Below are 21,828 nucleotides of genomic sequence, written 5' to 3' on the forward strand. Positions count from 1 at the left end.
GCCCAGGCACTGGAGACCTTCGCCAGCGGCGCCGGTCTGTCGCTCGATGTCGCGCTGGAAAAGTTCGCTGCCCGCGCCAAGGCGATCGAAGCGCATGGCTTGCCGGCCGAAAAAATTCGCTACGACGCCGCTTTCGGCCGCCCGCTCGATTACTACACCGGCCTGGTTTTCGAAATCGCGGCCGACAATGGCGACCGGCCGCTGGTCGGCGGCGGCCGCTATGACCGGCTGCTGACCTTGCTTGGCGCGAAGACGCCTATCCCCGGCGTCGGCTTTTCCGTCTGGCTCGATCGCATCGAGGCATTGCGGGAGACGGCGCCATGATCACGCTGGCGATCCCGTCGAAAGGCCGCCTGAAAGAACAGGCGCTGGACGTGCTGGCCAAAGCCGGCCTCGCTGTCAGCCTGCCCGGCGACGAGCGCAAATACCACGCCCGCGTCGAGGGCCTGGATGATGTCGAAGTGGTGTTTCTGTCGGCTTCCGAAATATCAGGTGAGATCGGCCAGGGTGCGGTCGATCTCGGCATCACCGGCGAGGATTTGGTGCGTGAAAACCTTGCCGACTGGGAGACCCGCGCCGAAATTGTCGCCCGTCTCGGTTTTGGCCATGCCGATGTCGTGGTGGCCGTGCCGGATATCTGGCTCGACGTCGACAGCATGGCCGATCTCGACGACGTCGCCGCCGATTTTCGCCAGCGTCATGGCCGGCGGCTGCGCATCGCCACCAAATACTGGCGGCTGACCCAGCAATTCTTCTCGCAGAAGCACGGCATCCAGGTCTACCGCATCGTCGAGAGCCTGGGGGCCACCGAAGGCGCGCCGGCGGCGGGACTGGCCGATGTCATCGTCGACATCACAACCACCGGCTCGACGCTGCGCGCCAATCATCTCAAGGTGCTGGGCGATGGCCTCGTCCTGCGCTCGCAGGCCTGTCTGGTGGCGTCGAAGAAGACACGGGCGGCGGCCGATGAAGCGGTCCTGCGCGACATCGCGGCGAAGATGGCGGCTGCGGTCGGATAGGAATTATTTCCTTGACCGGTGAGGGCAGCTATGCTACATTTTTGCCCATGGTGCTGATTTGCGCCAGTGACCCGCCGCCCAGGCGGGTTTTTTCGTTTTGACGCTTTGTCAGCCAACGCGAAGCTCCGAAGCACCGTTGACCGGATCGTTGCCCTTTTCATGACCATCGGCGGGATTTCCTCCACCCCGGCAGGCTGATAGGTTCGGCTAATGCATGTCGCCCAAAAGTGATCTCGGTTTTGGGAGAACGACATGCACAAAAACAAGGACCTAAAGCGCGTCGCGTTTCAGCGCGACGCGCTTTAGGTCCCGGGAGGAGAGAGCGATGCCGGTCAATCTCGACGAGCTGAAGAACGCCACCAATCTGCGCGGACGCGGCGCGCGTGCTGGCGGTGTCTTCGTCGCACCCGTCGACAACAGGGCGCATGTCTCTGGCGAACGCAGCGTGCCGCTGCTCGACAAGACCATCCCCGCGCTGTTTTCCGACACCGTCAGCAAATACGGCACGCTCGACGCCGCCGTTTTCGTCGACCAGGACAAGCGCTTCACCTGGAGCGAACTGTCGGACACGGTGGACGCGCTGGCCGCCGGCTTCCTGGCGCTGGGGTTGGTAAAGGGCGATCGGGTCGGCATCTGGTCGCCCAACCGCTGGGAATGGCTGGTGACGCAGTTCGCCACCGCCCGCATCGGCCTGATCCTGGTCAACATCAACCCCGCCTATCGGTTGACCGAGCTCGACTATGCGCTGAACAAGGTCGGCTGCAAGGCGTTGGTCACCGCGGCCAAATTCAAGACCTCGGACTATCTCGGCATGATCGAGACGCTGGCGCCCGAGATCGCCAAGGCCACGCCGGGCAAGCTCAAGGCACAGAAACTGCCGGCGCTGAAAATTGTCATCCGCATGGGCGAGGAGAATTCGCCCGGCATGTTCAATTTCGGTGATGTGCTGGCCATGGCCGGGCGTGACGAGCATGACAGCCTCGACCGCATCTCGGAGAAGCTGAAGCCGGGCGAGGCCATAAACATCCAGTTCACCTCAGGCACCACGGGAGCCCCCAAGGGTGCGACGCTGACCCACGGCAACATCGTCAACAACGGCAATTTCGTCACTTCGGCGATCAAGCTGACCGTCGATGACCGGCTGTGCATACCGGTGCCGCTCTACCACTGCTTCGGCATGTCGATGGGCACGATGGGTTGCGTCTCGAAAGGCGCCACCATGGTTTTCCCGGGAGAAGGGTTTGACGCCGGCGCCACGCTGAAGGCGGTGGCTCAGGAACGCTGCACCGGGCTCTATGGCGTGCCGACCATGTTCGTCGCCCTGCTCGATCATCCGGATTTTCCGCCTTCGATCTCACCAGCCTGCGCACCGGCATCATGGCCGGCTCGCCATGCCCGATCGAGGTGATGAAGAAGGTGGTGTCGCTGATGCATATGCAACAGGTGACCATCGCCTACGGCATGACCGAGACCAGCCCGGTCTCGTTCCAGAGCGGCGTCGACGACCCCTTGGAAAAGCGCGTCTCGACCGTCGGGCGCATCCACCCCCATGTCGAGGTCAAGGCGGTCGATGCCGATGGCGCTACCGTTGCGGTCGGCGTACCGGGTGAGCTTTGCACGCGCGGCTATTCGGTGATGAAGGGTTACTGGGACGACGACGACAAGACCCGTGAGGCGATCGACAGCGACGGCTGGATGCACACCGGCGACCTCGCCACCATCGACGCCGAGGGCTATTGCAACATCGTCGGCCGGGTCAAGGACATGGTCATCCGTGGTGGCGAGAACGTCTATCCCCGAGAGGTCGAGGAATTCCTCTACCGCCATCCAAAGGTCAAGGAGGTGCAGGTGTTCGGCATTCCCGACGCCAAATATGGCGAGGAGCTGTGCGCCTGGATCGTGCTCAAGCCCGGCCAGATTGCCACCGAGCAGGAGGTCAAGAACTTCTGCGCAGGCCAGATCGCCCACTACAAGATCCCGCGCCACATACGCTTCCGCACCGAATTGCCGATGACGGTGACCGGCAAGCCGCAGAAGTTCTTGATGCGCGAGGCGATGGTGGAGGAGCTGGGGTTGGTGACGCAGAAGACGGCGTGAACGGGTGAACGCTTCGATCTGTCGGTGCGCGAATGCAGCCACGGTTCGCAGCAGCGCGCAGGGGCTTGCATGAGCGGTTTCGGACGTTCGATGACTTCATATGCGATGCCGCTGGCCGCCTTGGTGATGGCTGTCGCCGTCAGGGCCAGCGGGCTGTCGGCGGACGAAGGTTCGCTGGGCGTCAGGGTACTCGTCGGAGCGCTTTCGAGTGCGATCATGTTCGTCACCATTTTCGTGGTGCTCGACCACGCCGAGGCGGTGGCTCGGCGTGTGGGAGAGCCCTACGGCACATTGGTGCTGACTTTTGCCGTGACGGCAATCGAGGTGTCGATCATCGTTTCCATGATGCTGCATGGAGAAAACAACCCTACGCTTGCACGTGAGTCCGTCTTCTCGACGGTGATGATCACATCCACCGGCGTTGTCGGCATGTGTCTCGCGCTTGGTGGCTGGCGTCATCGCAAGCAGGCCATCGTGCGGCAGGGGACCAGTGCCTATCTGGCGGTTCTGATCGCGCTTACCGTCATGACGCTTATTTTGCCGACCTACACCCAGACCACGGATCCCGGCACGTTTTCGGCAGCCCAACTTGGTTTCGTCAGCGTCCTCTCGGTGCTGCTTTATGCAAGCTTCGTGTTCGCGCAGACCGTCCGCCACCGGGAAGACTTTATCGAAGGGAAGGCCCGAGGCGTTTCGCTGCGGACTGCCCCTCACGAGAACATCTCTGCCAGCGCTCTGTTGCTGATGGCCGGCCTGATCGGAATTGTCATGCTCGCCGAGCAGGTCGCGGCAAGCGTCGAAGATACGCTCGTTGCCTACCAGGTGACCCAGGCTGACAGCATTGTGGGGGCAATGATCGCCGGGCTGGTGTTGATGCCGGAGGCCATTTCGGCGGTGCGCGCTTCACTCAACAATGAGCTGCAACGCGGTTTGAATGTCGCGATGGGTTCCGCTTGCGCCACAATTGGTTTGACGATACCGGCGGTCGCAGCCGCCAGCCTGCTGACGGGAAGGGGGTTAACCCTGGGGCTTCCAGCGACTGACACAGTGCTTTTGATTTTAGCGCTCTTCATATGCAATGTGAGCTTTAGTACTGAAAGAACAACATTCTTGACGGGTGCTGTCCATATCGTGGTATTTCTTACATATCTATTTCTTATATTTGTACCATGAAAACTTTAGCTCAGGCTGGCAATTGGATGCGGCGACGAGACGACCGCCGGTTGTCAACGGACTGCTTGGATTCATCGCATTCAACGCGGTCTACGGCAGCGTTCGAAATCCACCGACAGCGGAAACTGCCGGCGGCACGGGTCATACGGCATCTTTCTCGTTTTGCGGGAACATGGCGCGACGTGATTCCGCATCGAGCTCAGCCTTGAACGTATGCCTTGCCTTCATGTCCAGGGCTCGCCGGACCGCCGGGCGCTTGGTCACCTCGTCCATGAAGCGCATGACATTGGGATAGTCGCCAAGGCCCTTCTCGCCGAATACATATCCGGCGGAGGCGGCCCAACCCCAAAGCGCCATGTCGGCGATCGTGTACTCGTCGCCGGCGAGATATCGCGCCTGTCCAAGCCGACGGTCCAGAACCGCGTAGTGGCGTTCGAGCTCCTTCACGTAGCGATTTTTCGCATAGGCGATATCTTCCGGCGCGTAGTGCAGAAAGTGGATTGCCTGGCCGGAAAACGGCGATAGGCCCGTGGCCACGAACTGAAGCCAGGACAGCATCGAAGCCTTGGTCTTCAGGTCGCCTGGAATGAATTTTCCGTGCTTGTCGGCGAGGTAAAGCAGAATGGCGTGGGAGTCGAATATCGTTACATCCCCGTCCACCATCGCCGGCACCTTGCCGTTTGGATTGATCTCCCTGAATTCCGGCGTGTGCTGCTCGCCTTTGAAGATATCGACCGGCGAGACGTCGAAGGGCAATTCCAGCTCTTGCAGCAGCACCGCCACCTTCATCGAATTCGGCGTGGCGTGAAAATACAGATTGAGCATCTTTTTCTGTTCCATCGTTGAACATTCACCCAGTCCGCCCGATCGGCGTCTGCTGATGTTGAGCGCCTGAAACATGCCGGCCTGCCCGCAAGCGCGCCAATCGATCTTGCGGATTGGTGGCATCGAGCCCGTTCATGGCAGGTCGGGCGATGGGGCGGGTTTGGATTTCAACAAGTCCCGAACCCATGAACGCGATCGATTCGTCTCATCGTGAAACGCGATTTCTCGAGGCGCGCTCAGGGTTCTAGAGCGGTGACATCAATCAACCGACCGAAAGGAACCGATCATGATCTCTCGTTCTCTAATGTCTGGCGTCGCAGCCATGATTTTCTTCAACATTGTATCGCCATCGACGGCCGGCAGCACGGCTCAGGGGATTTCGTTCGCCTCCGACCAGAGCTATCCGGAGAGCATGACATGGTCGGCCAGGCAGGACACCTTCATGGTCGGCTCGGTGAGTCATGGCCTGGTGGCCAAGGTCGACAAAGCCGGGAAGTACACGGTGTTCCTGCACGATGCGAGACTGGTTTCCACGGCGGGTCTGCTTGTCGACGACAAGCGCAACACGCTTTGGGTGACGAACTCCGATCCGGGCGTCGGCGATCGGACCGGTGGGGCGACCAAGGGCAAGCTTGCGGCGGTGGCCACATATGATGCCACGACCGGTCAGCCTCGGGCCTACTACGATCTCGGCAGCCTCAGCGAAGGCACGCATTTTGCCAATGACATCGCGCTCGACGCCGACGGAAACGCTTATGTGACCGACAGTTTTGCCCCGATCGTCTACCGCATCGACACAGCGGGCAAGGCGACGATCTTTGCGCAGGATCCTCGCTTCACGAATGGCGACGGCTTCAAGCTGAACGGCATCGCCTGGCACAAGGACGGCTATCTGCTCGTGGGCAAATACAATACGGGTGAGCTGTTTCGCGTCAGCATCGCCGACCCCCGCAAGGTCGAACCGGTTAAACTGCCCGAGGCCCTCACGGGTGCCGACGGCATTCAGTTGATCGATGACCAACACCTCATCGTGGTGCAGAACCTGGGCGCAGATCGCACCGTCGAACTGGTATCCACCGACGGGTGGGCATCGGCAACGATCGTCCGGCAGGAGCGCAGCATCATGTCGATGCCGACGGCCGCGGTGATTTCGGGCGGCGATGTCTACGTGCTGAATTCGCGGCTCGACACGCTGTTCGATCCCGCTGCCGGCAAGGTCGGCGACTACCTGCTTCAGAAGCTCTGAGTGCAGGCATGTGGTGGCCGGAACGATTGCGTGGTGTTCGGCCACTACCCCTCGTGACCAGTGCGAGCGCTCTGCAACACCAGTTTGCGCAGCCATATGTGGGCGGGGTCACTGCGCATTCGTGGGTGCCAGAACAGGTTCATGGCGAACGGCGAGAGCTCCAAGGGGGCTTCGAACAGATCGAGGACCTGAGCGAAGCGCCTCAGGAAACGCCGGGGCAGGGTGCAGATCAGATCGCTGTTTTCCAGAACGAGCGGGGCCAGTGCGTAGCTCTGGATGGAGACCGTCACATTGCGCGAGCGGCTGATCTCGGCAAGCGCGTCGTCGATCATCCCTGCAAAATGCCCGCCGCTCGTTGAAATGAGCAGATGGTCTAGGGCACAGAATTCGTCCAGGGTGATCGGCCCCTTGCCACGCGGATGGCCGTGCCGCTGGGCGGTGACGAATTCCTCTTCGAACAGTTTCTGCCCGATCAGACCACTCGAACCGTCTTCGGCGGCTCCGATGAAGAGATCGATGTCGCCCTGCTCCAGATGCTCGATGATCCTCGACTTGTTGGGCACCGTAAAGGCGACCTTTGCGTTGGGAGCCTGGGATTTGAACCGCGGAACGAGGTCCGGTGCCAGGATCGCTGCCGGATTGTCCGTTGCGGCGATGCGGTAGACCCTTTTGCTTGTCGCAGGGTCGAACAGGTGAGCGGTGTTCACGAAATCGCTCAACCGTTCGAGCAGCCGCGTAAGTTCGGGCTCAAGTGCCAGGGCGTGAGGCGTCGGGATCATTCCCCGTCCAGACGCCGCCGTTGTGAAGAGTGGGTCGTTCAGCAATTGACGCAGGCGCGTCAGGCGGGCCGACAAGGCCGATTGGGTAATGTTTAGTCTCGACGCCGCATGGGTGACGTTCCGGTGCTTCAACAGCGCGTCGAGCGTCAGCAGCAAGCCAATGTCGAAATCCGATAGCCGTTGTGTCAATGGGACCTCGAACCAGCAGGGGGGACCTCGAACCAGCAGGCACTATTCAATCGATAGCAATCTCTAGCACGGTTCCGGGTTTGAAGAGCATGCGGTTCCAGTCAACAGTCAGCCGGCGTGGCCGGATTTGACCACCATACTGAGGTCTGTTCGGCCATCCGGGTCATAGTACCTTTGATCGGTCTCTTGCACCAAGCACCTCAGGGGGCCACGGCCCGCGCCTTCGTATTCAACCTTCCAAAGCTCAGTCCTTCTCGAACACCCCGCCCGGAAGCCAACGCCTCACTCCGCGGATTTGAGATGATCGATGAAGGCGCGCAGCTTGGGCAGGATTTGGCGTTTGCCGGGATGATAGAGGAAGACGCCTGGAGTCGTGGCGGCGACGCCGTCCAGCACCGATCTGAGTTTTCCCTGTTCTATCGGACCTTCGGCGACGGGTCGAGGCGTCTGCGCCAACCCAATGCCTTGCATCGCGGCGCCAAGCAACGTCGGATAGTCGTGCGCGATCAGCGGGCCTGAGACCATCGCCTCGATCGTCCCGTTGCCGTCGACGAAAGACCAGGGCGCGATGGCGCCGTTCGAGCGGCGCAAGCGCAAGCAGGCGTGGTGGCGCAGATCCTCGACGTGCTCGGGGGCGCCATGGCGCTCGAGATAGTCCGGGCTGCCGACAACCACGAACGGGAACGACGGCGTCAGCCGCACGGCGACCATGTCGGGCGCGATGAACTGGCCAAGGCGGATGCCGGCATCGAACCCGCCGGTGGCGAGATCGACCATCTCGTCGCTCGCGGCGATCTCCAGTTCGATCACGGGATAGGTTCGGCAGAACGATGCGATCATTGGCTCCAGGATCAACGGCACGACGGCGCGGGGTACGGACAGGCGCAGCAGCCCGGTCGGCCGTTGGCCGACGTCACGCGCGGCCTCGCCTGCCGCGACGAGTTCCTCGAAGGCGGGGCCGGCACGGTCGAGGAACCGCTGACCAGCCTCGGTCAACCCGACACTCCGCGTCGTGCGGACGAACAGCGCCGCACCCATGCGGGCCTCCAGCGTGCGTACCGCTTGGCTCACGGCGGACGGCGTCACGCCGAGATCGGCGGCCGCACGGCGGAAGTTGCGGCGCCTGGCAACGGCCAGGAACACCTCGACGCCCTCCAGCGCATCGTGCCGAACTGTGTAGTTCTGCTTCATAGGTTGTTGTGATTACACCGGCTAGTCGAACTATGGAAGCGGACTTAGAGGTAACCGACCGAGGCTGGGGCCGCGTGAACCAGCTGCTGACAGGAGGCCAAATGTCCACGGAAATGGTGTTCCAAACTCATCTCGTTCTGGGCTACGTCGCGTGGCTGCTCTGCTTCGGCGCATACATCTGGCCCTGGCTGAGCTCAATGGACCGGGTCGCGGCGCAGCGAGCCATCGCCACTCTGCACAGCTTCCGCTTCTTCGGACTCGTCTTCATCCTGCCGGGTATCGTAAGTCCCGATCTCCCAGCCGGCTTCGCGGTGTTTGCCGCCTACGGTGACTTTGCAACAGGGCTGCTGGCCATGCTGGCGCTGCTCACGGTGAGGCTGCCTCGGCTCTTCTGGCCGTTCGTCGTCGCCTTCAATCTCGTAGGCACGGTCGAGCTCGTCGTCGACTATTATCACGCCATCCAGGTCGGCCTGCCCGAACGTGCGGAGCTGCTGGGTGCCGCCTACGCGATCCCGATCATCTACGTGCCGCTGCTGCTGATCACGCACATCGCCGCATTCTATTTTCTGCTACGTCCTCACCAGAACGCGACTCGAGCCATCGCAGACGGTGCGACTGCTTCCTAGAGCATTTCACCGTTTCACGGAAACGGCGAAATGCCCTAACTCTTTGCTTTGACGCAATTCTGGACGGAAAACCGCTTCACACTTTTCCTAGAATTGCTCTAGAGCATCCGGAGGGGCCGTTTTCGAATCCTAACGCCGCCCGCTCCGCATCTCCGACGGCGTCGGTGCTGTACCAGGTTCCTGGACAAGCGGTCCGAGCAGCACTTCTCCAAACAGCGGCTGATAGCGGCGGCGCACCGCCGGGTCTTCCTTGAAGGACAGTGCGTACTGGCCGATCTGGTGGAAATAGGTGATGCGCGCCCGCACGATGCTCTCGTCTTCCGAATAGCCCATGGCGCGGAACGACCGGATGAGCAGCTCGATGCGCAGATCGTCGATGTCCTTGACTTCCTGAGCGAGCTTTTTCGATGTCCGTGACCAATCGCGAACAGCCAGATCAAGCAGCGGGCTGAAAGGGGCTTCATCCACCCAGACATGCACGATGTCGGTGAAGAACTGCAGGCCGTCTATGTCGTGGATCTCGCGCATCGCCCAGAACGGCGCGCAGTTGCTGTTTCGCCATTCCTGCAAGAGGCCGCCGCGAAGGTCCGCCAGGCTGGCAAAATGGAAATAGAAGCTGCCCCGCGTGACCTTCAATTGCTGCGCCAGGCGGTCGATCTTGACCTCGCCGATGCCGCGCTTTTCCAGCACCTTGCGCGCCGCCGCGATCCAGGCCTCGCGGCTGAGCGTCTGTCGCGCCGCTTTTGATCGCACCGCCGGTCGAGGCGCTCTTTTCGTTTTCGCCAGCGCGCCTTTCCCGTTCATGAAATTCGAGACCTTCGTCGCGCGCAACGCGCATGGCCGATTCGCCTATCGAACTGACCCAGGACTGCTTCGCAATTCTCCGTGTCACCGTCTATCGCCGGACACGCATTTTCAGGGCAGTGCACTGATCCGCTCCAGCATCAGCGTGAAGAACGGCGCCGGATCGATCCGGCGCAGCACGTTGCAGTTCTTGCGGCGGCCGGTGACGTGCCACCAGTCGACGACGGTCATGCCTATGGTCTCGGGCGAGACGATATCGACCGTCACGGCGCACTGGCGCTGCTCGTAGATCCCTGGGGCCAGAAGGTAACCGGTGACGCACGCATCGTGGATGGGACGCGCCGCCGTCGCGAATTTGTGGATGCCGTATTGGCGATAGAAGTCGGCCATGTTGGCGGCCTCGATCGCCGCGCGACTGCCGGTGGCGCGCAGGGCGTCGAGCCATTCAGGCGTCATCAGGGCAGTGTAGGTGCAGTCGATGCCGGCCATCGTCACCGGGACGCCGCTGTCGAACACTTTGTGCGCGGCATGCGGATCGACAAAGATGTTGAACTCCGCGGCAGGCGTGGCATTGCCGCCTTGAAAAAAGCCGCCGCCCATCAGCACGACTTCGCGCAGCCGGGGAATGATTCTCGGCTCCATGGTCATGGCCATGGCCAGGTTGGTCATCGGCCCGAGCGTGCAGACGGTCAATTCGCCTTCCGGCGCATCCATGATCGTGCGCACCAGATAGTTGACCGCATGTTCGCTCTGCAGCGGCGTGACGGGGTCGGGCAGGTCGGCGCCGTCGAGGCCCGTTTCGCCGTGAACATATTCGGCGGTAATCAGCTTGCGCACCATCGGCGCCGGGCAGCCGGCATAGACCGGCACATCGGGCCGCCCCGCCAGTTCCACGACCTTGAGCGCGTTCTTCGACGTCAGGGCAAGCGGCACGTTGCCGCCGACCGTCGTGATGCCGACCACCTCGAGTTCGGCTGGCGAACCAAGCGCGAAAAGGATCGCGAACGCGTCATCCTGACCTGGATCGGTGTCGATGATTATCTTGCGTGGTGCCATTGTGCCGCGTTTTTCCCGTTGCGTTCGAAAGCCTATTGCTGAGGCGATTTGGATGTGTAGAAATACAGTACTGTATCTTATGTTCAAGACAAGGTGTTCGAATGGACGCACGCGGCGACTTTTCCGAAATTCCGATCCTCGACGTGTCGGCGCTCTATGGCGGCGACCAGGAGGCGATCGCCGCGACGGCGGCGACACTGCGCCGCCATCTCGAGACGATCGGCTTCCTCTACGTCGTCGGGCATCCGATCCCGCGTGCCGACGTCGAAGCGGTTCGCGAAGCCAGCAAGCGCTTCTTCGCTCTGCCCGAGGAGCAGAAACTGGCGCTGAAGATCGACAGGAATTTCCGCGGCTACCTGCCCTTTGCCGGCTCGACCATCGTGACGTCGTCGGTGGCGACCGTGAGCAAGCCGAACCAGAGCGAATCGATCTTCTTCATGCACGAGGTCGAGGACGACGACCCCAGGGCATTGGCCGACAAGCCGCTGCAGGGCCCCAACCAGTGGCCGGACGAGGCAACGCTTGGCGGCTTCAGGCCGACGATTGAACGCTATGTCGATGAGATGAGCACGCTCGCCCGCAAGATGGTCGGCGCCATCGCCCTTTCGCTTGGACTTCCGACCGACAGTCTCGACTGTTATTTCGATCAGCCGACAACCTTCCTGCGGTTGCTGCATTACCCGACGCAGCCGCATGAAGAGGGGCTTTTCGGTTCGGCCCCTCACACCGACTACGGCTTCATCACACTGCTCGCGCAGGACAATGTCGGCGGCCTGGAAGTCAAGAACAAGGCGGGCGACTGGGTTCCCGCGCCGCCGGTCCCCGACTCCTTCGTGATGAATGTCGGCGACATCCTGGCGCGCTGGTCGAACGACCAGTTCGTCTCGACGCCGCATCGCGTCATCAACCGGTCGGGGCGCGAGCGCTATTCCCAGCCCTTCTTCTTCGACCCGTCCATGGATGAAACGATCGAGGCGCTGCCGGTCTGCGTGCCCGCCGGTAGCCAGCCGAAATATGAGCCGGTGCTCTACGGCGACTACCTGATGGAGCGCATCGACAAGAACTACCACTACCGCAAGAAGAAGGCTGCGGAGGCAGCCAATTCATAGACGGATCGATGCTTGGCTGCGTCGGTGAGGACGCGAGGCCCTGATTGGAGAGCAGACTGCAGGAACCGTTGCAATCAAAAAAGGGGAACGAAAATGAGAGCACATTTACAGATGGCAGGTTTGGCGCTGGCCGCACTTGCCATAGCCTGGAGCGGACCGTCAGGCGCCGCCGAGGTGACGAAATCGGCTGAGGTCCAGCGGACCGGCATGCTGACCGTCGCCAACACGCTGGACTATGCGCCTTTCGAGTATCTCGACGCCGACGGCAAGCAGACCGGGATCATCATAGAACTGGCCGGTGAGGTGGCCAAGCTGGTCGGCGCCAAGCTGGACGTGGCGCGCACACCTTTCCCCTCGATGATACCGGGGCTGGCGGCCGGCCGTTTCAAGGTCGCCTGGGAGACGTTCTCCGCCACGCCGGAGCGGCTCAAGCAGGTCGATTTCGTCATGTTCCTCAAGGCCGGCCTGGCCGTTTCGACGTCGCCGGACAAGAAGGCGAGTTTCAGCGGCGACACCCCGCTATGCGGCAAGCGGATCGGCGTTTCGGCCGGCAGCGCATCGGATTTCCTGGTCGACAAGCTGAGCACGGATTGCACCGGCAAGGGCCAGGCAGCCATCGAAAAATCGGTCTTCAACTCGTCGACGGATATTGTCCAGGCGGTGCTGTCCGACCGCGTCGACGCCCGCATGGACGATGCGACCGCATCGAGCTATTTCGAGGTCACCAGCAAGGGCCAGCTCGTGGTGCTGCCGACCCTCTATGAAGTCGCCCCGCTCGGTATGGCGATCGCCAAGGATGACAAGGAGACCGCCGACATGATGGTGAGCGCACTCTCCGAGCTGTTCAAGAATGGCACCTACAAGGCTATTCTCGACAAATACGGCATGGGCGCCTACGCGATCAAGGAGCCTTATTTTGTGGGCAGCATGGAGGCGCTGCGCGCCGACTGACAAAGTGCGTCCGTTCCGACGCACTTTGTTCTAAAACTTTGATCATGCTTTCCGAAATCATTTTCGGGCTGATGCGATAGCGGTTGTCGGCGTCCGGTCTCGTGCCGGGCGCCGCTTCCGGATCAAGACCAGGAGAACCAGCGATGGGCGTGGCCCACCCAAACGAGATACGCATCGAACCAGGCGTCGCCGAGGCGGTTTCGCGCCTGACCGTCGTGCCGCAGCGCCGCTACGGCATCTGGGTCGGCACGGCGCTGGCCCTGTTGGTGGCGTTCCTCATCATCCGGGCCTTCGCCAGCAATCCTGCCTTTGCCTGGCCGACGGTGGTGGGTTACCTCCTGCATCCCTCCGTCATGCGCGGCCTGGGCAACACCTTGATGCTGACCGCGGTGATCATGGTATTGGCGATCGTTGTCGGCACGGTCATCGCCATCATGCGCGTGTCGCCAAGCCCGGTGCTGCGTTCATTCGCAGGCCTGTACGTCTGGTTCTTCCGTGGCGTACCGGCCCTGATACAGCTGATCTTCTGGTTCAACCTGTCGCTGCTCGTGCGCGAAGTCTCGTTGACCATCCCCTTTGTCGGCACGCTGTTTTCCGTGCGCACCAATGATTTCATGACGCCGTTCTTCTCCGCCGTCGTCGCCCTTTCCCTGTGCGAGGCGGGCTACATGGCCGAGATCATCAGGGCCGGCATCAAGTCGGTGCCGTCGGGCCAAGCCGAGGCGGCGAGCGCGCTTGGCATGCCCTACCGCATGATCCTGAAGCGCATCACGTTGCCCCAGGCGATGCGCTTCGTACTGCCGCCAACCGGCAACGAGGCCATCAACCTCCTGAAGATGACCTCGCTGGTGACATTCATCGCCGTCGACGACCTGTTCTATTCGGCCCAGAGCATCTATGCGCGCACCTTCGAGACGATCCCGCTCCTGATCGTGGTCGCCTTCTGGTATCTCGCGGTGGTCAGCATCATGTCGGTGGGACAGCATTTCCTTGAGCGCCATTTCGGTCGCAGCGATACGCGCCGCGATCCCATGACGATGCGCTTCCTGCGCAATGTCATCAGCCTGCGTGGCATTTCCCGATGAGCGACGTGAAGGACGAAAATCGCGCCCGCTTCGGCGTCCCAGCCGACTCCATGGTTTTCGCGCGCGGCGTGCGAAAGTCCTATGGTCCGCTCGAGGTCCTCAAGGGTGTCGATCTCGACGTGCCTGTCGGATCGGTCGCCTGCATCATCGGACCTTCGGGTTCCGGCAAGAGCACATTCCTGCGCTGCATCAACCATCTCGAGAAGCTCAGCGCCGGCATTCTGCTCGTCGACAGTCAGTTCGTCGGCTACGACCTCAGGGACGATAAGCTCTACGAGGTCAAGGACGACCTGCTTTGCCAGCGGCGCGCCGAGACTGGCATGCTGTTCCAGTCGTTCAACCTGTTCTCCCACATGACCGTGATGGAGAATTTGATCGAGGCGCCGACGCAGGTTCGGCGCATCCCGCCGGACCAGGCAAAGGCCGAAGCGGAGATACTGCTTCGGCGCGTCGGTCTCCTGGACAAGGTCGACCGGTATCCGAGGGAACTGTCCGGTGGCCAGCAGCAGCGTGTCGCCATCGCGCGTGCGATGGCGATGAAGCCGAAGGTCCTGCTCTTCGATGAGCCGACATCGGCGCTCGACCCCGAACTCGTTGGCGAAGTGCTGCAGGTCATGCGCGATCTGGCCGAAAGCGGCATGACGATGGTCGTGGTCACCCATGAGGTCGGCTTCGCCCGCGAGATCGGGGATCAACTGGTTTTCATGGACGGCGGTGTGATCATCGAACGCGGGGCTCCGCGCGAGATGATCGCCAATCCGGTATCGCCGCGAACCCGCGAGTTCCTGTCGCGGGTGCTTTGACGGCAAGAGAATCCACCCAAGAGAGGATCCAGCAAAAAAGGCGCGGGCCGTGGCCCGCACCTTTTTTGCTCAACCTTCCAAAGAGCTCAGTCCTTCTCGAAGATGCGCGCCTTGGCGACAACACCCGCAATGGCGCCGCCGATCAGCGGTGCAACGATGAACAGCCAGAGCTGGCCGATCGCGGCCGTTCCCGAAAACAGCGCCGGGCCGATCGAGCGGGCCGGGTTGAGCGACGTTCCGGTCACCGGGATGATGGCGAAGTGCAATCCTGCCAGCGTCAGGCCGATGACCAGTCCAGCGAACGCCGTCGAGTGCTTTTCAGCCGTGACGCCAAGGATCACGGTGACAAAGGTGAAGGTGCCGATCACTTCCCACAGGAATGCCGAGCTGACGCCCCATTTCGTCACATCCCAGCCATTGGCGCCGAAGCCGGTGGTGTGTCCGCCAACCTGGCCGGAAACGATGATCCACAACGCCAGCGAAGCAAGGACGCCGCCGATGACCTGCGCAATCCAGTAGGGGATGACGTCCTTGGCCGGCAGCCGGCCGGCAAGGAAGACACCGAGCGTCACCGCCGGGTTGAGATGCGCGCCCGAAATGGGGCCGATCGCATAGGCCGCCGCGATGAGGCCGATGCCGAACGCCAGACCGATGCCTTCCTGGCCGAGCGGCAGCGCGCCGCCGAAGCCGCCCGTCACCACAGAAGCCGTACCGATGAACACCAATAGAAATGTGCCTAGAATTTCCGCCAGATAAGTCTTCATTGCCCTCTCCTCGTGTCGATCCGCCGGTCCACCTTTTCCGCGCCGCGAATCATAACCGGAAGAGTATTCGCAACCAGAAAAGTTGGAAAGCAGAGCGGTTGTGCCAGCCGACCTGCTTGTGCGCGCCGGTTGCGCGCTCTAGAGCAGGGCCGGAATAATTTTCTGCGTGACGGAACAAGACCATGCGACTGGGCGGACGGCTGGCTGCGGCCATCGAAGTGCTGGAAGACATCGGCCGGCGCCACCGGCCGGTGGCGGACGCGCTGAAGGATTGGGGCCTGTCGCATCGCTTCGCCGGCGGCGGCGACCGCGCGGCGATCGGCAACATCGTCTATGATGCCTTGCGCCACAAGCGTTCCGCCGGCTGGCTGCTGGGGCAGGACACGCCGCGCGCCATCGGCTTCGGCGCGCTGCTGCTCGAATGGGGCCAGACCGCACAATCGCTCAACGAGGCGCTGGATGGTGACAAGTTCGCACCGCCGCTGCTGAGCGCCGCCGAGCTTCAGGCCATCGCCGACCATCGGCTCGCCGACGCGCCGGACGCGGTGCGGGCGGATGTTCCCGACTGGTGCGCGCCGCTTTTCGAGCGAGCCTTTGGCCCGACCTGGGCCGACGAGGGCGCGGCGCTGGCAACGCGCCCGCCGCTGGACCTTAGGGTCAACACCTTGCAGGCCAACCGCGACAAGGTGCTGGCCGAACTGACGGGAACCGGCGCGAAACCTGCAGCCATCGCCTCTCAGGGCATCCGCATCCCGCCGATCGACGGCGACGGCCGGCACCCGAACGTGCAGGCCGAGCCGGCTTTCCAGAAGGGCTGGTTCGAGGTCCAGGACGAAGGCTCGCAGATCGCGGCCGCCCTTGCCGGGGCGCAAGCCGGCATGCAGGTGCTGGATTTCTGCGCCGGCGCCGGCGGCAAGACCCTGGCACTGTCGGCTTCGATGGACAATCGTGGCCAGATATTTGCCCACGATGCCGAAAAAGCACGGCTGGCGCCGATCTTCGACCGCATTCGCCGTTCGGAAAACCGCAATGTACAGGTGGTCACCAAGCCCACAGAACTCGCGCCGCTCGGCAATCACATGGATATCGTGCTGGTCGACGCGCCCTGCACCGGCAGCGGCACCTGGCGCCGCCGTCCCGATGCCAAATGGCGGCTGACGCAAAGACAACTCGATGCCCGCAAGGGCGAACAGTCGGCGATCCTCGATGCGGCCAAAGCCTATGTCAAACCGGGCGGCCTGCTGGTCTACATCACCTGCTCGGTGTTTGATGAGGAAAATGGCGAGCAGATCGCGGCCTTTCGGGACCGTAACAGCGGGTTTGTTCCCGTCGACCACCGCCAGCTCTGGGACAGCCGGTTTCCCGGCCATCAGGCAGCCGCGCGTATCGGCATCAAAGGCGACATCTCGCTGTCGCCGGCGCTGAGCGGCACCGACGGGTTTTACTTCTGTGCGTTGCGCAGGTCGGCCTGAATCGGATCGGATATCGCCAATTCCCGACGGATGCATGCCGCCAGCCGGCAGGCGAAGCCAATTGTTGCAGTGCAGCAAAAGCATTTGCCTGCCGTGCATGCCTCTGCAATAAGCTTATCCGCATAAAGGAAGGCAGCGGCCATGGCAGCAAAGATCGTACCCGCCCCGGACTATGAGGATCGCGTCAGGACCTCATTCGCGCGCCAGCAGGCGATGGCCACCATCGGCGCCGAACTAACGCTGGTGACGCCCGGCATCATCGAGATCGAGATGCCCTATTCGGCGGCACTCACTCAGCAACACGGCTTTCTGCATGCCGGTGTCATTTCGACGGCGCTGGACTCGGCCTGCGGCTATGCGGCGTTTTCGCTGATGCCGGAAAATTCTGGCGTGCTGACCATCGAGTTCAAGGTCAACCTCCTGGCGCCGGGCAGGGGCGAGCGCTTCCTGTTCCGCGGCTCGGTGACCAAGCCAGGCCGCACCATCATCGTCGCCGACGGCCAGGCCTACGCCTTTGCCGCCGATGGCGAGGCCAAGCTGATCGCCACCATGACCGGAACGATGATGACGGTGGTCGGGCGTGATGGCATAGAAGGGTGAGGAGTGGTCCGCGCAGCGGACGGAAAGCCCCCAAATGGGCTTTCCGAACGACGAACGCCCGGAGCCATAGCGAAGGGCCGGGGCCGGCGGCACGATGAAAGGCCACGAACGCCGGGAGCTGCCGGAGGCAGCGGGTCCCGGCGAGCGGTGCGGATAAACAGATGATCGGGCGGAGAGGAGCAAATCGTCATGACCGATAAAATTCGCCGCCTGTCTGGCAAGGACGTCCTCTTCGTGATGGCGGCGCAGGCCGAATACGGCCCGCACCTCAAGCAACTGTTCACGCCGCTGATGACCGGTGTCGGTCCGGTCGAGGCCGGCGTCAGGCTGGGTGCCGAACTCTCCTGGCTGAAATCGCAAAAAGCACTGCCGGATCTGGTTGTTTCGCTCGGTTCAGCCGGCAGTCGGACGCTGGAGCAGACGGAAATCTACCAGGCGGTTTCGGTCAGCTACCGTGACATCGACGCTTCGCCGCTCGGCTTCGAAAAGGGCGCCACACCCTTCCTCGACCTGCCGGTAACCGTGCCATTGCCCTTCAAGATACCGGACATCAGGCAGGCGACCCTGTCGACCGGCGGCGCGATCATCACTGGCGCGGCCTATGATGCTGTTACCGCCGACATGGTCGACATGGAGACCTTCGCCTGCCTGCGCGCCTGCCAGTTGTTCGACATTCCGCTGATCGGTCTGCGCGGTATCTCCGACGGTGCGGCGGATCTCAGGCATGTCGGCGACTGGACCGAATATCTACATGTCATCGACGAGAAGCTGGCGGACGCCGTCATGCGGCTTGAACAGGCAATCGGCGACGGCGCCCTTCGGACGGAACCATCACATGAAGATGCCAGACCAGCCTGAAAGTCGGGCTACGCAACCCATTGCGCCGACTCGTTTCTTTCTCTAAACGCTCGCCATGAAAACAGCCAATCATCCCGACACCGTCCTGATTGTCGATTTCGGCAGCCAGTTCACCCAGCTCATCGCCCGCCGGATCCGCGAGGCCGGCGTGTTTTCCGAGATCGTGCCGTTCCAGTCGGCCGAAGCGGCATTCAAGCGCATCAATCCGAAAGCCGTGATCCTGTCCGGCGGTCCGGCTTCAACCGGCGATATCGGCAGCCCGCGCGCGCCGCAGATCGTCTTCGACGCCGGCGTGCCGGTGCTTGGCATCTGCTATGGCCAGATGGCCATGTGCGTGCAGATGGGCGGCGTCGCCGAAAGCTCCGACCATCGCGAGTTCGGCCGCGCCTTCGTCGAGATTCAAAAGGACAGCCCGCTGTTCGAGGGCCTGTGGGCGCCCGGCCAACGCCACCAGGTGTGGATGAGCCATGGCGACCGCGTCATCTCCCTGCCCAAGGGGTTCGAAGTGTTCGGCAAGTCGGAAGGCTCGCCCTTCGCCATCTTCGGCAACATCGAGCGCAAGATGTACGGCATCATGTTCCACCCCGAGGTGGTGCATACGCCCGATGGCGCCCGGCTGCTCAAGAACTTCGTCCACAACATCGCCGGCATCGAGGGCGACTGGACCATGCGCGCCTACCGCGAGCACGCGGTCGAGACGATCCGCAAGCAGGTCGGCAAGGGCAAGGTCATCTGCGCGTTGTCGGGCGGCGTCGATTCCTCCGTTGCGGCGCTGTTGATCCACGAAGCGGTCGGCGACCAGCTGACCTGCATCCTTGTCGACCACGGCCTGATGCGCAAGGACGAGGCCGCGGGCGTGGTGGCGATGTTCCGCGAGCATTACAATCTGCCGCTCATTCTGGTGAACGCGTCGGACCGTTTCATCGACGCCCTCGAGGGCGAGTCGGACCCGGAGAAAAAACGCAAGACCATCGGCCGGCTGTTCATCGAGGTGTTCGAGGAAGAGGCCAAGAAACTCGGCGGCGCCGAGTTCCTGGCGCAAGGCACGCTCTATCCCGACGTCATCGAAAGCGTCTCCTTCACCGGCGGCCCCTCGGTGACGATCAAGTCGCACCACAATGTCGGCGGCCTGCCGGCGCGCATGAACATGCAGCTGGTCGAGCCGCTGCGCGAGCTGTTCAAGGACGAGGTGAGGGCGCTGGGCAAGGAGCTTGGCCTGCCCGAAAGCTTCATCGGCCGGCACCCGTTCCCAGGTCCGGGTCTTGCCATCCGCTGCCCCGGCGGCATCACCCGCGAAAAGCTGGAAATCCTGCGCGAGGCCGACGCCATCTATCTCGACGAGATCCGCAAGGCCGGCCTCTACGACGCCATCTGGCAGGCATTCGCCGTGCTGCTGCCGGTGCAGACGGTCGGCGTGATGGGCGACGGCCGCACCTACGAGTTCGTCTGCGCTTTGCGCGCCGTCACCTCGGTCGACGGCATGACGGCGGATTTCTACCACTACGACATGGCTTTCCTGGGCGCCGCCGCCACCCGCATCATCAACGAAGTCCGCGGCATCAACCGCGTCGTTTACGACGTGACGTCGAAGCCGCCTGGAACAATCGAGTGGGAGTAGGGGCTAGCGCAGTCCGGAGTGCTCCGGCGTAATTTTTCGCAGAAAAAACAATGATTTTCGGTTCATCTCATTCACAGTCGGATCTACATCATCAATGAAGCCATTGACTGTCTAAGTCACTGATTTTTTGATCTCTGCAAACCTGGGCCACGCTGGGTGTGAAGGCTAGAAGATTCATTTGACGGTACCTTTGGCGGTACTTTTCATACGCGGCTCAACGTCCGAGAAAAGTACCGTCACGGATTTCTCGGGCCCTGACGGCACTTTTTTGAGGTCAACATTTTGAACGAAGTCGCACACGTTTAAGTGGGCTACGACCGTGTGAGGGACTATCAGATTGCTATTTCCACCTGTCTCCCGTGGAAATTCAAACAGCACAAAGAGTCTGCGGTTGAATTGTGGGTATGCCGTCGGCAACCGGGGGCATTCCGAAAAACGCTGCGAAGTGAAAGTCTCAGCCAAGATACGGATGAGGCAAGAGACATCTGACCGAGCGGGTTGCTGCTCGCAGGAAACCGTCCTGCGGTCTGCGCTTGGATGGTCTCGTTCAATGGCGCGAGGTGCGCTGTTCCTCACCCGTTGTCGAATGTCGCGGCAAAGTGCCTTGCGACCGGGAGGAGACCTAAATGAACGACATCAAATTCACGTCCGGCCTGAGCGTGGTGGCCGATGCCCATGTCGCCTTTCGCGGCACGCCCTTCGTCGAGCGCACGGCGCCACTGAACCAGAACGCACTCTGGATGCGCTGGGACAGGAACATGGTCGTCGATTGCTATTCCGACATGGTCGAGGAACTGGCGGCTATCCGCAACAGGGTGGCCATGGGCGACATGTCGCCACTGTCGAAATATGTCATTGCCGGTCCGGATGCCGAGAGGATGATGGATGCGCTCATCCCGCGCGAAATCAAGAAGCTGCAGGTCGGCCAGATTTACTATGCACCGTGGTGTGAGGAGAACGGCCATGTCGTCGGCGACGGTCTGGTTTTCCGCATGGATGAAACCACCTTCCGCGTTTCCGCCGATCCCGGCCTTTCCTGGTGGAAGCGCCATGCCGAAGGCCTTGACGTCCGTGTCACCGACATATCCGATAGCTACGGCATCCTCACCTTGCAGGGACCGCATTCCCGCGAAGTGCTGGAGGCGGTCACGCAATCCGTACAGGAATTACCGTTCTCTCGCTTGGCCATTGTCACAATTGCCGGCAGACGGGTCGAGATCCTGCGCCAGGGTTTTACCGGCGAGCATGGCTATGAATTGTGGGTCAAGGCGGATGACGGCGTCGCCGTCTGGGAGGCGGTCGAGGCGGCAGGCAAGCCTTTTGGCATCCTTCCCGCCGGTGCCTGGGCTCTCGACATCGCACGTCTCGAAGCCGGGCTCCTGATCGTTGGCTACGACTATACAAGTGCCGGCCCGGACCATGGCGGCGCCGGCATTCAGGCGGCTGGAAGGTATCGTGCGTCGCCCTTCGACCTCGGCCTGGGCCGGCTGGTCGATTTTCGCAAGGCCGATTTCATCGGCAAGGTGGCGCTGCAGCGCATGTCGAACACAGGTGACCATCGTC

At 62.1% G+C, this 21,828-nt stretch carries 20 protein-coding genes and 1 pseudogene; 15 read left to right on the top strand and 6 right to left on the bottom strand.

The genetic code is table 11. The annotated features are described in order from the left end of the window. From EN943_RS20190 to EN943_RS20205, 4 genes and pseudogenes are all read left to right on the top strand, one after another. Nucleotides 1-324, top strand: a 324-nt coding sequence (locus EN943_RS20190) for an ATP phosphoribosyltransferase regulatory subunit (protein ID WP_206522782.1), incomplete at its 5' end; no start/stop codon positions are given. Next, the gene (gene hisG / locus EN943_RS20195) at nucleotides 321-1,019 is read left to right on the top strand and encodes an ATP phosphoribosyltransferase (RefSeq protein WP_127414338.1); all 699 of its coding nucleotides are present in this window, start codon (nucleotides 321-323) and stop codon (nucleotides 1,017-1,019) included. The genes EN943_RS20190 and hisG, both read left to right, overlap by 4 nt. Nucleotides 1,020-1,344: 325 nt before the next feature. Next, nucleotides 1,345-3,116: pseudogene (locus EN943_RS20200) on the top strand (AMP-binding protein). A 69-nt stretch (nucleotides 3,117-3,185) separates the two neighbouring features. Continuing rightward, nucleotides 3,186-4,289, top strand: a complete 1,104-nt coding sequence (locus EN943_RS20205) for a calcium:proton antiporter (protein ID WP_127414339.1) — start codon at nucleotides 3,186-3,188, stop codon at nucleotides 4,287-4,289. A 141-nt stretch (nucleotides 4,290-4,430) separates the two neighbouring features. Here EN943_RS20205 and EN943_RS20210 read toward each other — a convergent pair whose 3' ends face one another. Beyond that, nucleotides 4,431-5,114 carry a glutathione S-transferase N-terminal domain-containing protein gene (locus tag EN943_RS20210; RefSeq protein ID WP_127414354.1) on the bottom strand — a complete coding sequence of 228 codons (684 nt, stop codon included), beginning with the start codon at nucleotides 5,112-5,114 and terminating at the stop codon, nucleotides 4,431-4,433. A gap of 286 nt (nucleotides 5,115-5,400) precedes the next feature. Here EN943_RS20210 and EN943_RS20215 point away from each other — a divergent pair, with 286 nt between their 5' ends. Continuing rightward, nucleotides 5,401-6,360 carry an SMP-30/gluconolactonase/LRE family protein gene (locus EN943_RS20215; protein ID WP_127414340.1) on the top strand — a complete coding sequence of 320 codons (960 nt, stop codon included), beginning with the start codon at nucleotides 5,401-5,403 and terminating at the stop codon, nucleotides 6,358-6,360. A 44-nt stretch (nucleotides 6,361-6,404) separates the two neighbouring features. Here EN943_RS20215 and EN943_RS20220 read toward each other — a convergent pair whose 3' ends face one another. Both EN943_RS20220 and EN943_RS20225 read right to left on the bottom strand, forming a co-directional pair. Further along, entirely contained in the window at nucleotides 6,405-7,295 is an 891-nt protein-coding gene (locus tag EN943_RS20220) for a LysR family transcriptional regulator (protein ID WP_245475916.1), read from the bottom strand. Nucleotides 7,296-7,610: 315 nt separating this feature from the next. After that, nucleotides 7,611-8,519, bottom strand: a complete 909-nt coding sequence (locus EN943_RS20225) for a LysR substrate-binding domain-containing protein (RefSeq protein WP_127414342.1) — start codon at nucleotides 8,517-8,519, stop codon at nucleotides 7,611-7,613. Between the two features lie 101 nt (nucleotides 8,520-8,620). On the opposite strand from EN943_RS20225, the gene EN943_RS20230 reads away from it, so the two are divergent. Continuing rightward, the gene (locus EN943_RS20230) at nucleotides 8,621-9,145 is read left to right on the top strand and encodes a hypothetical protein (RefSeq protein ID WP_127414343.1); all 525 of its coding nucleotides are present in this window, start codon (nucleotides 8,621-8,623) and stop codon (nucleotides 9,143-9,145) included. Between the two features lie 129 nt (nucleotides 9,146-9,274). Here EN943_RS20230 and EN943_RS20235 read toward each other — a convergent pair whose 3' ends face one another. Next, nucleotides 9,275-9,949, bottom strand: coding sequence for a TetR/AcrR family transcriptional regulator (locus EN943_RS20235; RefSeq protein ID WP_127414344.1), 675 nt, complete (start codon nucleotides 9,947-9,949; stop codon nucleotides 9,275-9,277). A gap of 111 nt (nucleotides 9,950-10,060) precedes the next feature. Then, entirely contained in the window at nucleotides 10,061-11,005 is a 945-nt protein-coding gene (locus EN943_RS20240) for a nucleoside hydrolase (protein WP_127414345.1), read from the bottom strand. 101 nt (nucleotides 11,006-11,106) lie between these two features. Here EN943_RS20240 and EN943_RS20245 point away from each other — a divergent pair, with 101 nt between their 5' ends. The 4 genes from EN943_RS20245 to EN943_RS20260 all read left to right on the top strand — a co-directional run bounded on the left by EN943_RS20245 (nucleotide 11,107) and on the right by EN943_RS20260 (nucleotide 14,953). Continuing rightward, entirely contained in the window at nucleotides 11,107-12,114 is a 1,008-nt protein-coding gene (locus tag EN943_RS20245) for a 2-oxoglutarate and iron-dependent oxygenase domain-containing protein (protein WP_127414346.1), read from the top strand. A gap of 93 nt (nucleotides 12,115-12,207) precedes the next feature. Beyond that, nucleotides 12,208-13,065, top strand: coding sequence for an ABC transporter substrate-binding protein (locus tag EN943_RS20250; RefSeq protein ID WP_127414347.1), 858 nt, complete (start codon nucleotides 12,208-12,210; stop codon nucleotides 13,063-13,065). Nucleotides 13,066-13,208: 143 nt separating this feature from the next. After that, complete coding sequence (locus EN943_RS20255; protein WP_127414348.1) at nucleotides 13,209-14,150, top strand: amino acid ABC transporter permease; 942 nt, start codon at nucleotides 13,209-13,211, stop codon at nucleotides 14,148-14,150. Then, nucleotides 14,147-14,953, top strand: coding sequence for an amino acid ABC transporter ATP-binding protein (locus EN943_RS20260; protein WP_127414349.1), 807 nt, complete (start codon nucleotides 14,147-14,149; stop codon nucleotides 14,951-14,953). Before EN943_RS20255 ends, EN943_RS20260 begins: the two co-directional genes overlap by 4 nt. Before the next feature lie 86 nt (nucleotides 14,954-15,039). Here EN943_RS20260 and EN943_RS20265 read toward each other — a convergent pair whose 3' ends face one another. Then, entirely contained in the window at nucleotides 15,040-15,717 is a 678-nt protein-coding gene (locus tag EN943_RS20265) for an MIP family channel protein (protein WP_127414350.1), read from the bottom strand. Nucleotides 15,718-15,899: 182 nt separating this feature from the next. Here EN943_RS20265 and EN943_RS20270 point away from each other — a divergent pair, with 182 nt between their 5' ends. From EN943_RS20270 to EN943_RS20295, 5 genes are all read left to right on the top strand, one after another. Continuing rightward, nucleotides 15,900-17,189, top strand: a complete 1,290-nt coding sequence (locus EN943_RS20270) for an RsmB/NOP family class I SAM-dependent RNA methyltransferase (protein WP_127414351.1) — start codon at nucleotides 15,900-15,902, stop codon at nucleotides 17,187-17,189. 141 nt (nucleotides 17,190-17,330) lie between these two features. Beyond that, nucleotides 17,331-17,789 (top strand): PaaI family thioesterase, encoded by a 459-nt coding sequence (locus EN943_RS20280; protein ID WP_095088397.1) that lies wholly within the window; start codon nucleotides 17,331-17,333, stop codon nucleotides 17,787-17,789. A gap of 189 nt (nucleotides 17,790-17,978) precedes the next feature. After that, nucleotides 17,979-18,647: a 5'-methylthioadenosine/S-adenosylhomocysteine nucleosidase gene (locus tag EN943_RS20285; RefSeq protein ID WP_127414352.1), complete on the top strand. Its 669-nt coding sequence runs from the start codon at nucleotides 17,979-17,981 to the stop codon at nucleotides 18,645-18,647. A 55-nt stretch (nucleotides 18,648-18,702) separates the two neighbouring features. Continuing rightward, nucleotides 18,703-20,265: a glutamine-hydrolyzing GMP synthase gene (guaA, locus tag EN943_RS20290; protein ID WP_127414353.1), complete on the top strand. Its 1,563-nt coding sequence runs from the start codon at nucleotides 18,703-18,705 to the stop codon at nucleotides 20,263-20,265. A 626-nt stretch (nucleotides 20,266-20,891) separates the two neighbouring features. After that, the coding region (locus EN943_RS20295; protein ID WP_164778278.1) for an aminomethyltransferase family protein at nucleotides 20,892-21,828 on the top strand (937 nt) is incomplete at its 3' end.

The sequence above is a fragment of the Mesorhizobium sp. M7A.F.Ca.US.006.01.1.1 genome, from assembly GCF_003997935.1.
In the GTDB taxonomy this organism is placed as follows: domain Bacteria; phylum Pseudomonadota; class Alphaproteobacteria; order Rhizobiales; family Rhizobiaceae; genus Mesorhizobium.

What these genes read in the sequence shown, in the direction of transcription:
- hisG (WP_127414338.1), top strand. Translation starts at nt 321, where the DNA reads ATGATCACGCTGGCGATCCCGTCGAAAGGCCGCCTGAAAGAACAGGCG.
- EN943_RS20205 (WP_127414339.1), top strand. Translation starts at nt 3,186, where the DNA reads ATGAGCGGTTTCGGACGTTCGATGACTTCATATGCGATGCCGCTGGCC.
- EN943_RS20210 (WP_127414354.1), bottom strand. Translation starts at nt 5,114, where the DNA reads ATGCTCAATCTGTATTTTCACGCCACGCCGAATTCGATGAAGGTGGCG.
- EN943_RS20215 (WP_127414340.1), top strand. Translation starts at nt 5,401, where the DNA reads ATGATCTCTCGTTCTCTAATGTCTGGCGTCGCAGCCATGATTTTCTTC.
- EN943_RS20225 (WP_127414342.1), bottom strand. Translation starts at nt 8,519, where the DNA reads ATGAAGCAGAACTACACAGTTCGGCACGATGCGCTGGAGGGCGTCGAG.
- EN943_RS20230 (WP_127414343.1), top strand. Translation starts at nt 8,621, where the DNA reads ATGTCCACGGAAATGGTGTTCCAAACTCATCTCGTTCTGGGCTACGTC.
- EN943_RS20235 (WP_127414344.1), bottom strand. Translation starts at nt 9,949, where the DNA reads ATGAACGGGAAAGGCGCGCTGGCGAAAACGAAAAGAGCGCCTCGACCG.
- EN943_RS20240 (WP_127414345.1), bottom strand. Translation starts at nt 11,005, where the DNA reads ATGGCACCACGCAAGATAATCATCGACACCGATCCAGGTCAGGATGAC.
- EN943_RS20245 (WP_127414346.1), top strand. Translation starts at nt 11,107, where the DNA reads ATGGACGCACGCGGCGACTTTTCCGAAATTCCGATCCTCGACGTGTCG.
- EN943_RS20250 (WP_127414347.1), top strand. Translation starts at nt 12,208, where the DNA reads ATGAGAGCACATTTACAGATGGCAGGTTTGGCGCTGGCCGCACTTGCC.
- EN943_RS20255 (WP_127414348.1), top strand. Translation starts at nt 13,209, where the DNA reads ATGGGCGTGGCCCACCCAAACGAGATACGCATCGAACCAGGCGTCGCC.
- EN943_RS20260 (WP_127414349.1), top strand. Translation starts at nt 14,147, where the DNA reads ATGAGCGACGTGAAGGACGAAAATCGCGCCCGCTTCGGCGTCCCAGCC.
- EN943_RS20265 (WP_127414350.1), bottom strand. Translation starts at nt 15,717, where the DNA reads ATGAAGACTTATCTGGCGGAAATTCTAGGCACATTTCTATTGGTGTTC.
- EN943_RS20270 (WP_127414351.1), top strand. Translation starts at nt 15,900, where the DNA reads ATGCGACTGGGCGGACGGCTGGCTGCGGCCATCGAAGTGCTGGAAGAC.
- EN943_RS20280 (WP_095088397.1), top strand. Translation starts at nt 17,331, where the DNA reads ATGGCAGCAAAGATCGTACCCGCCCCGGACTATGAGGATCGCGTCAGG.
- EN943_RS20285 (WP_127414352.1), top strand. Translation starts at nt 17,979, where the DNA reads ATGACCGATAAAATTCGCCGCCTGTCTGGCAAGGACGTCCTCTTCGTG.
- guaA (WP_127414353.1), top strand. Translation starts at nt 18,703, where the DNA reads ATGAAAACAGCCAATCATCCCGACACCGTCCTGATTGTCGATTTCGGC.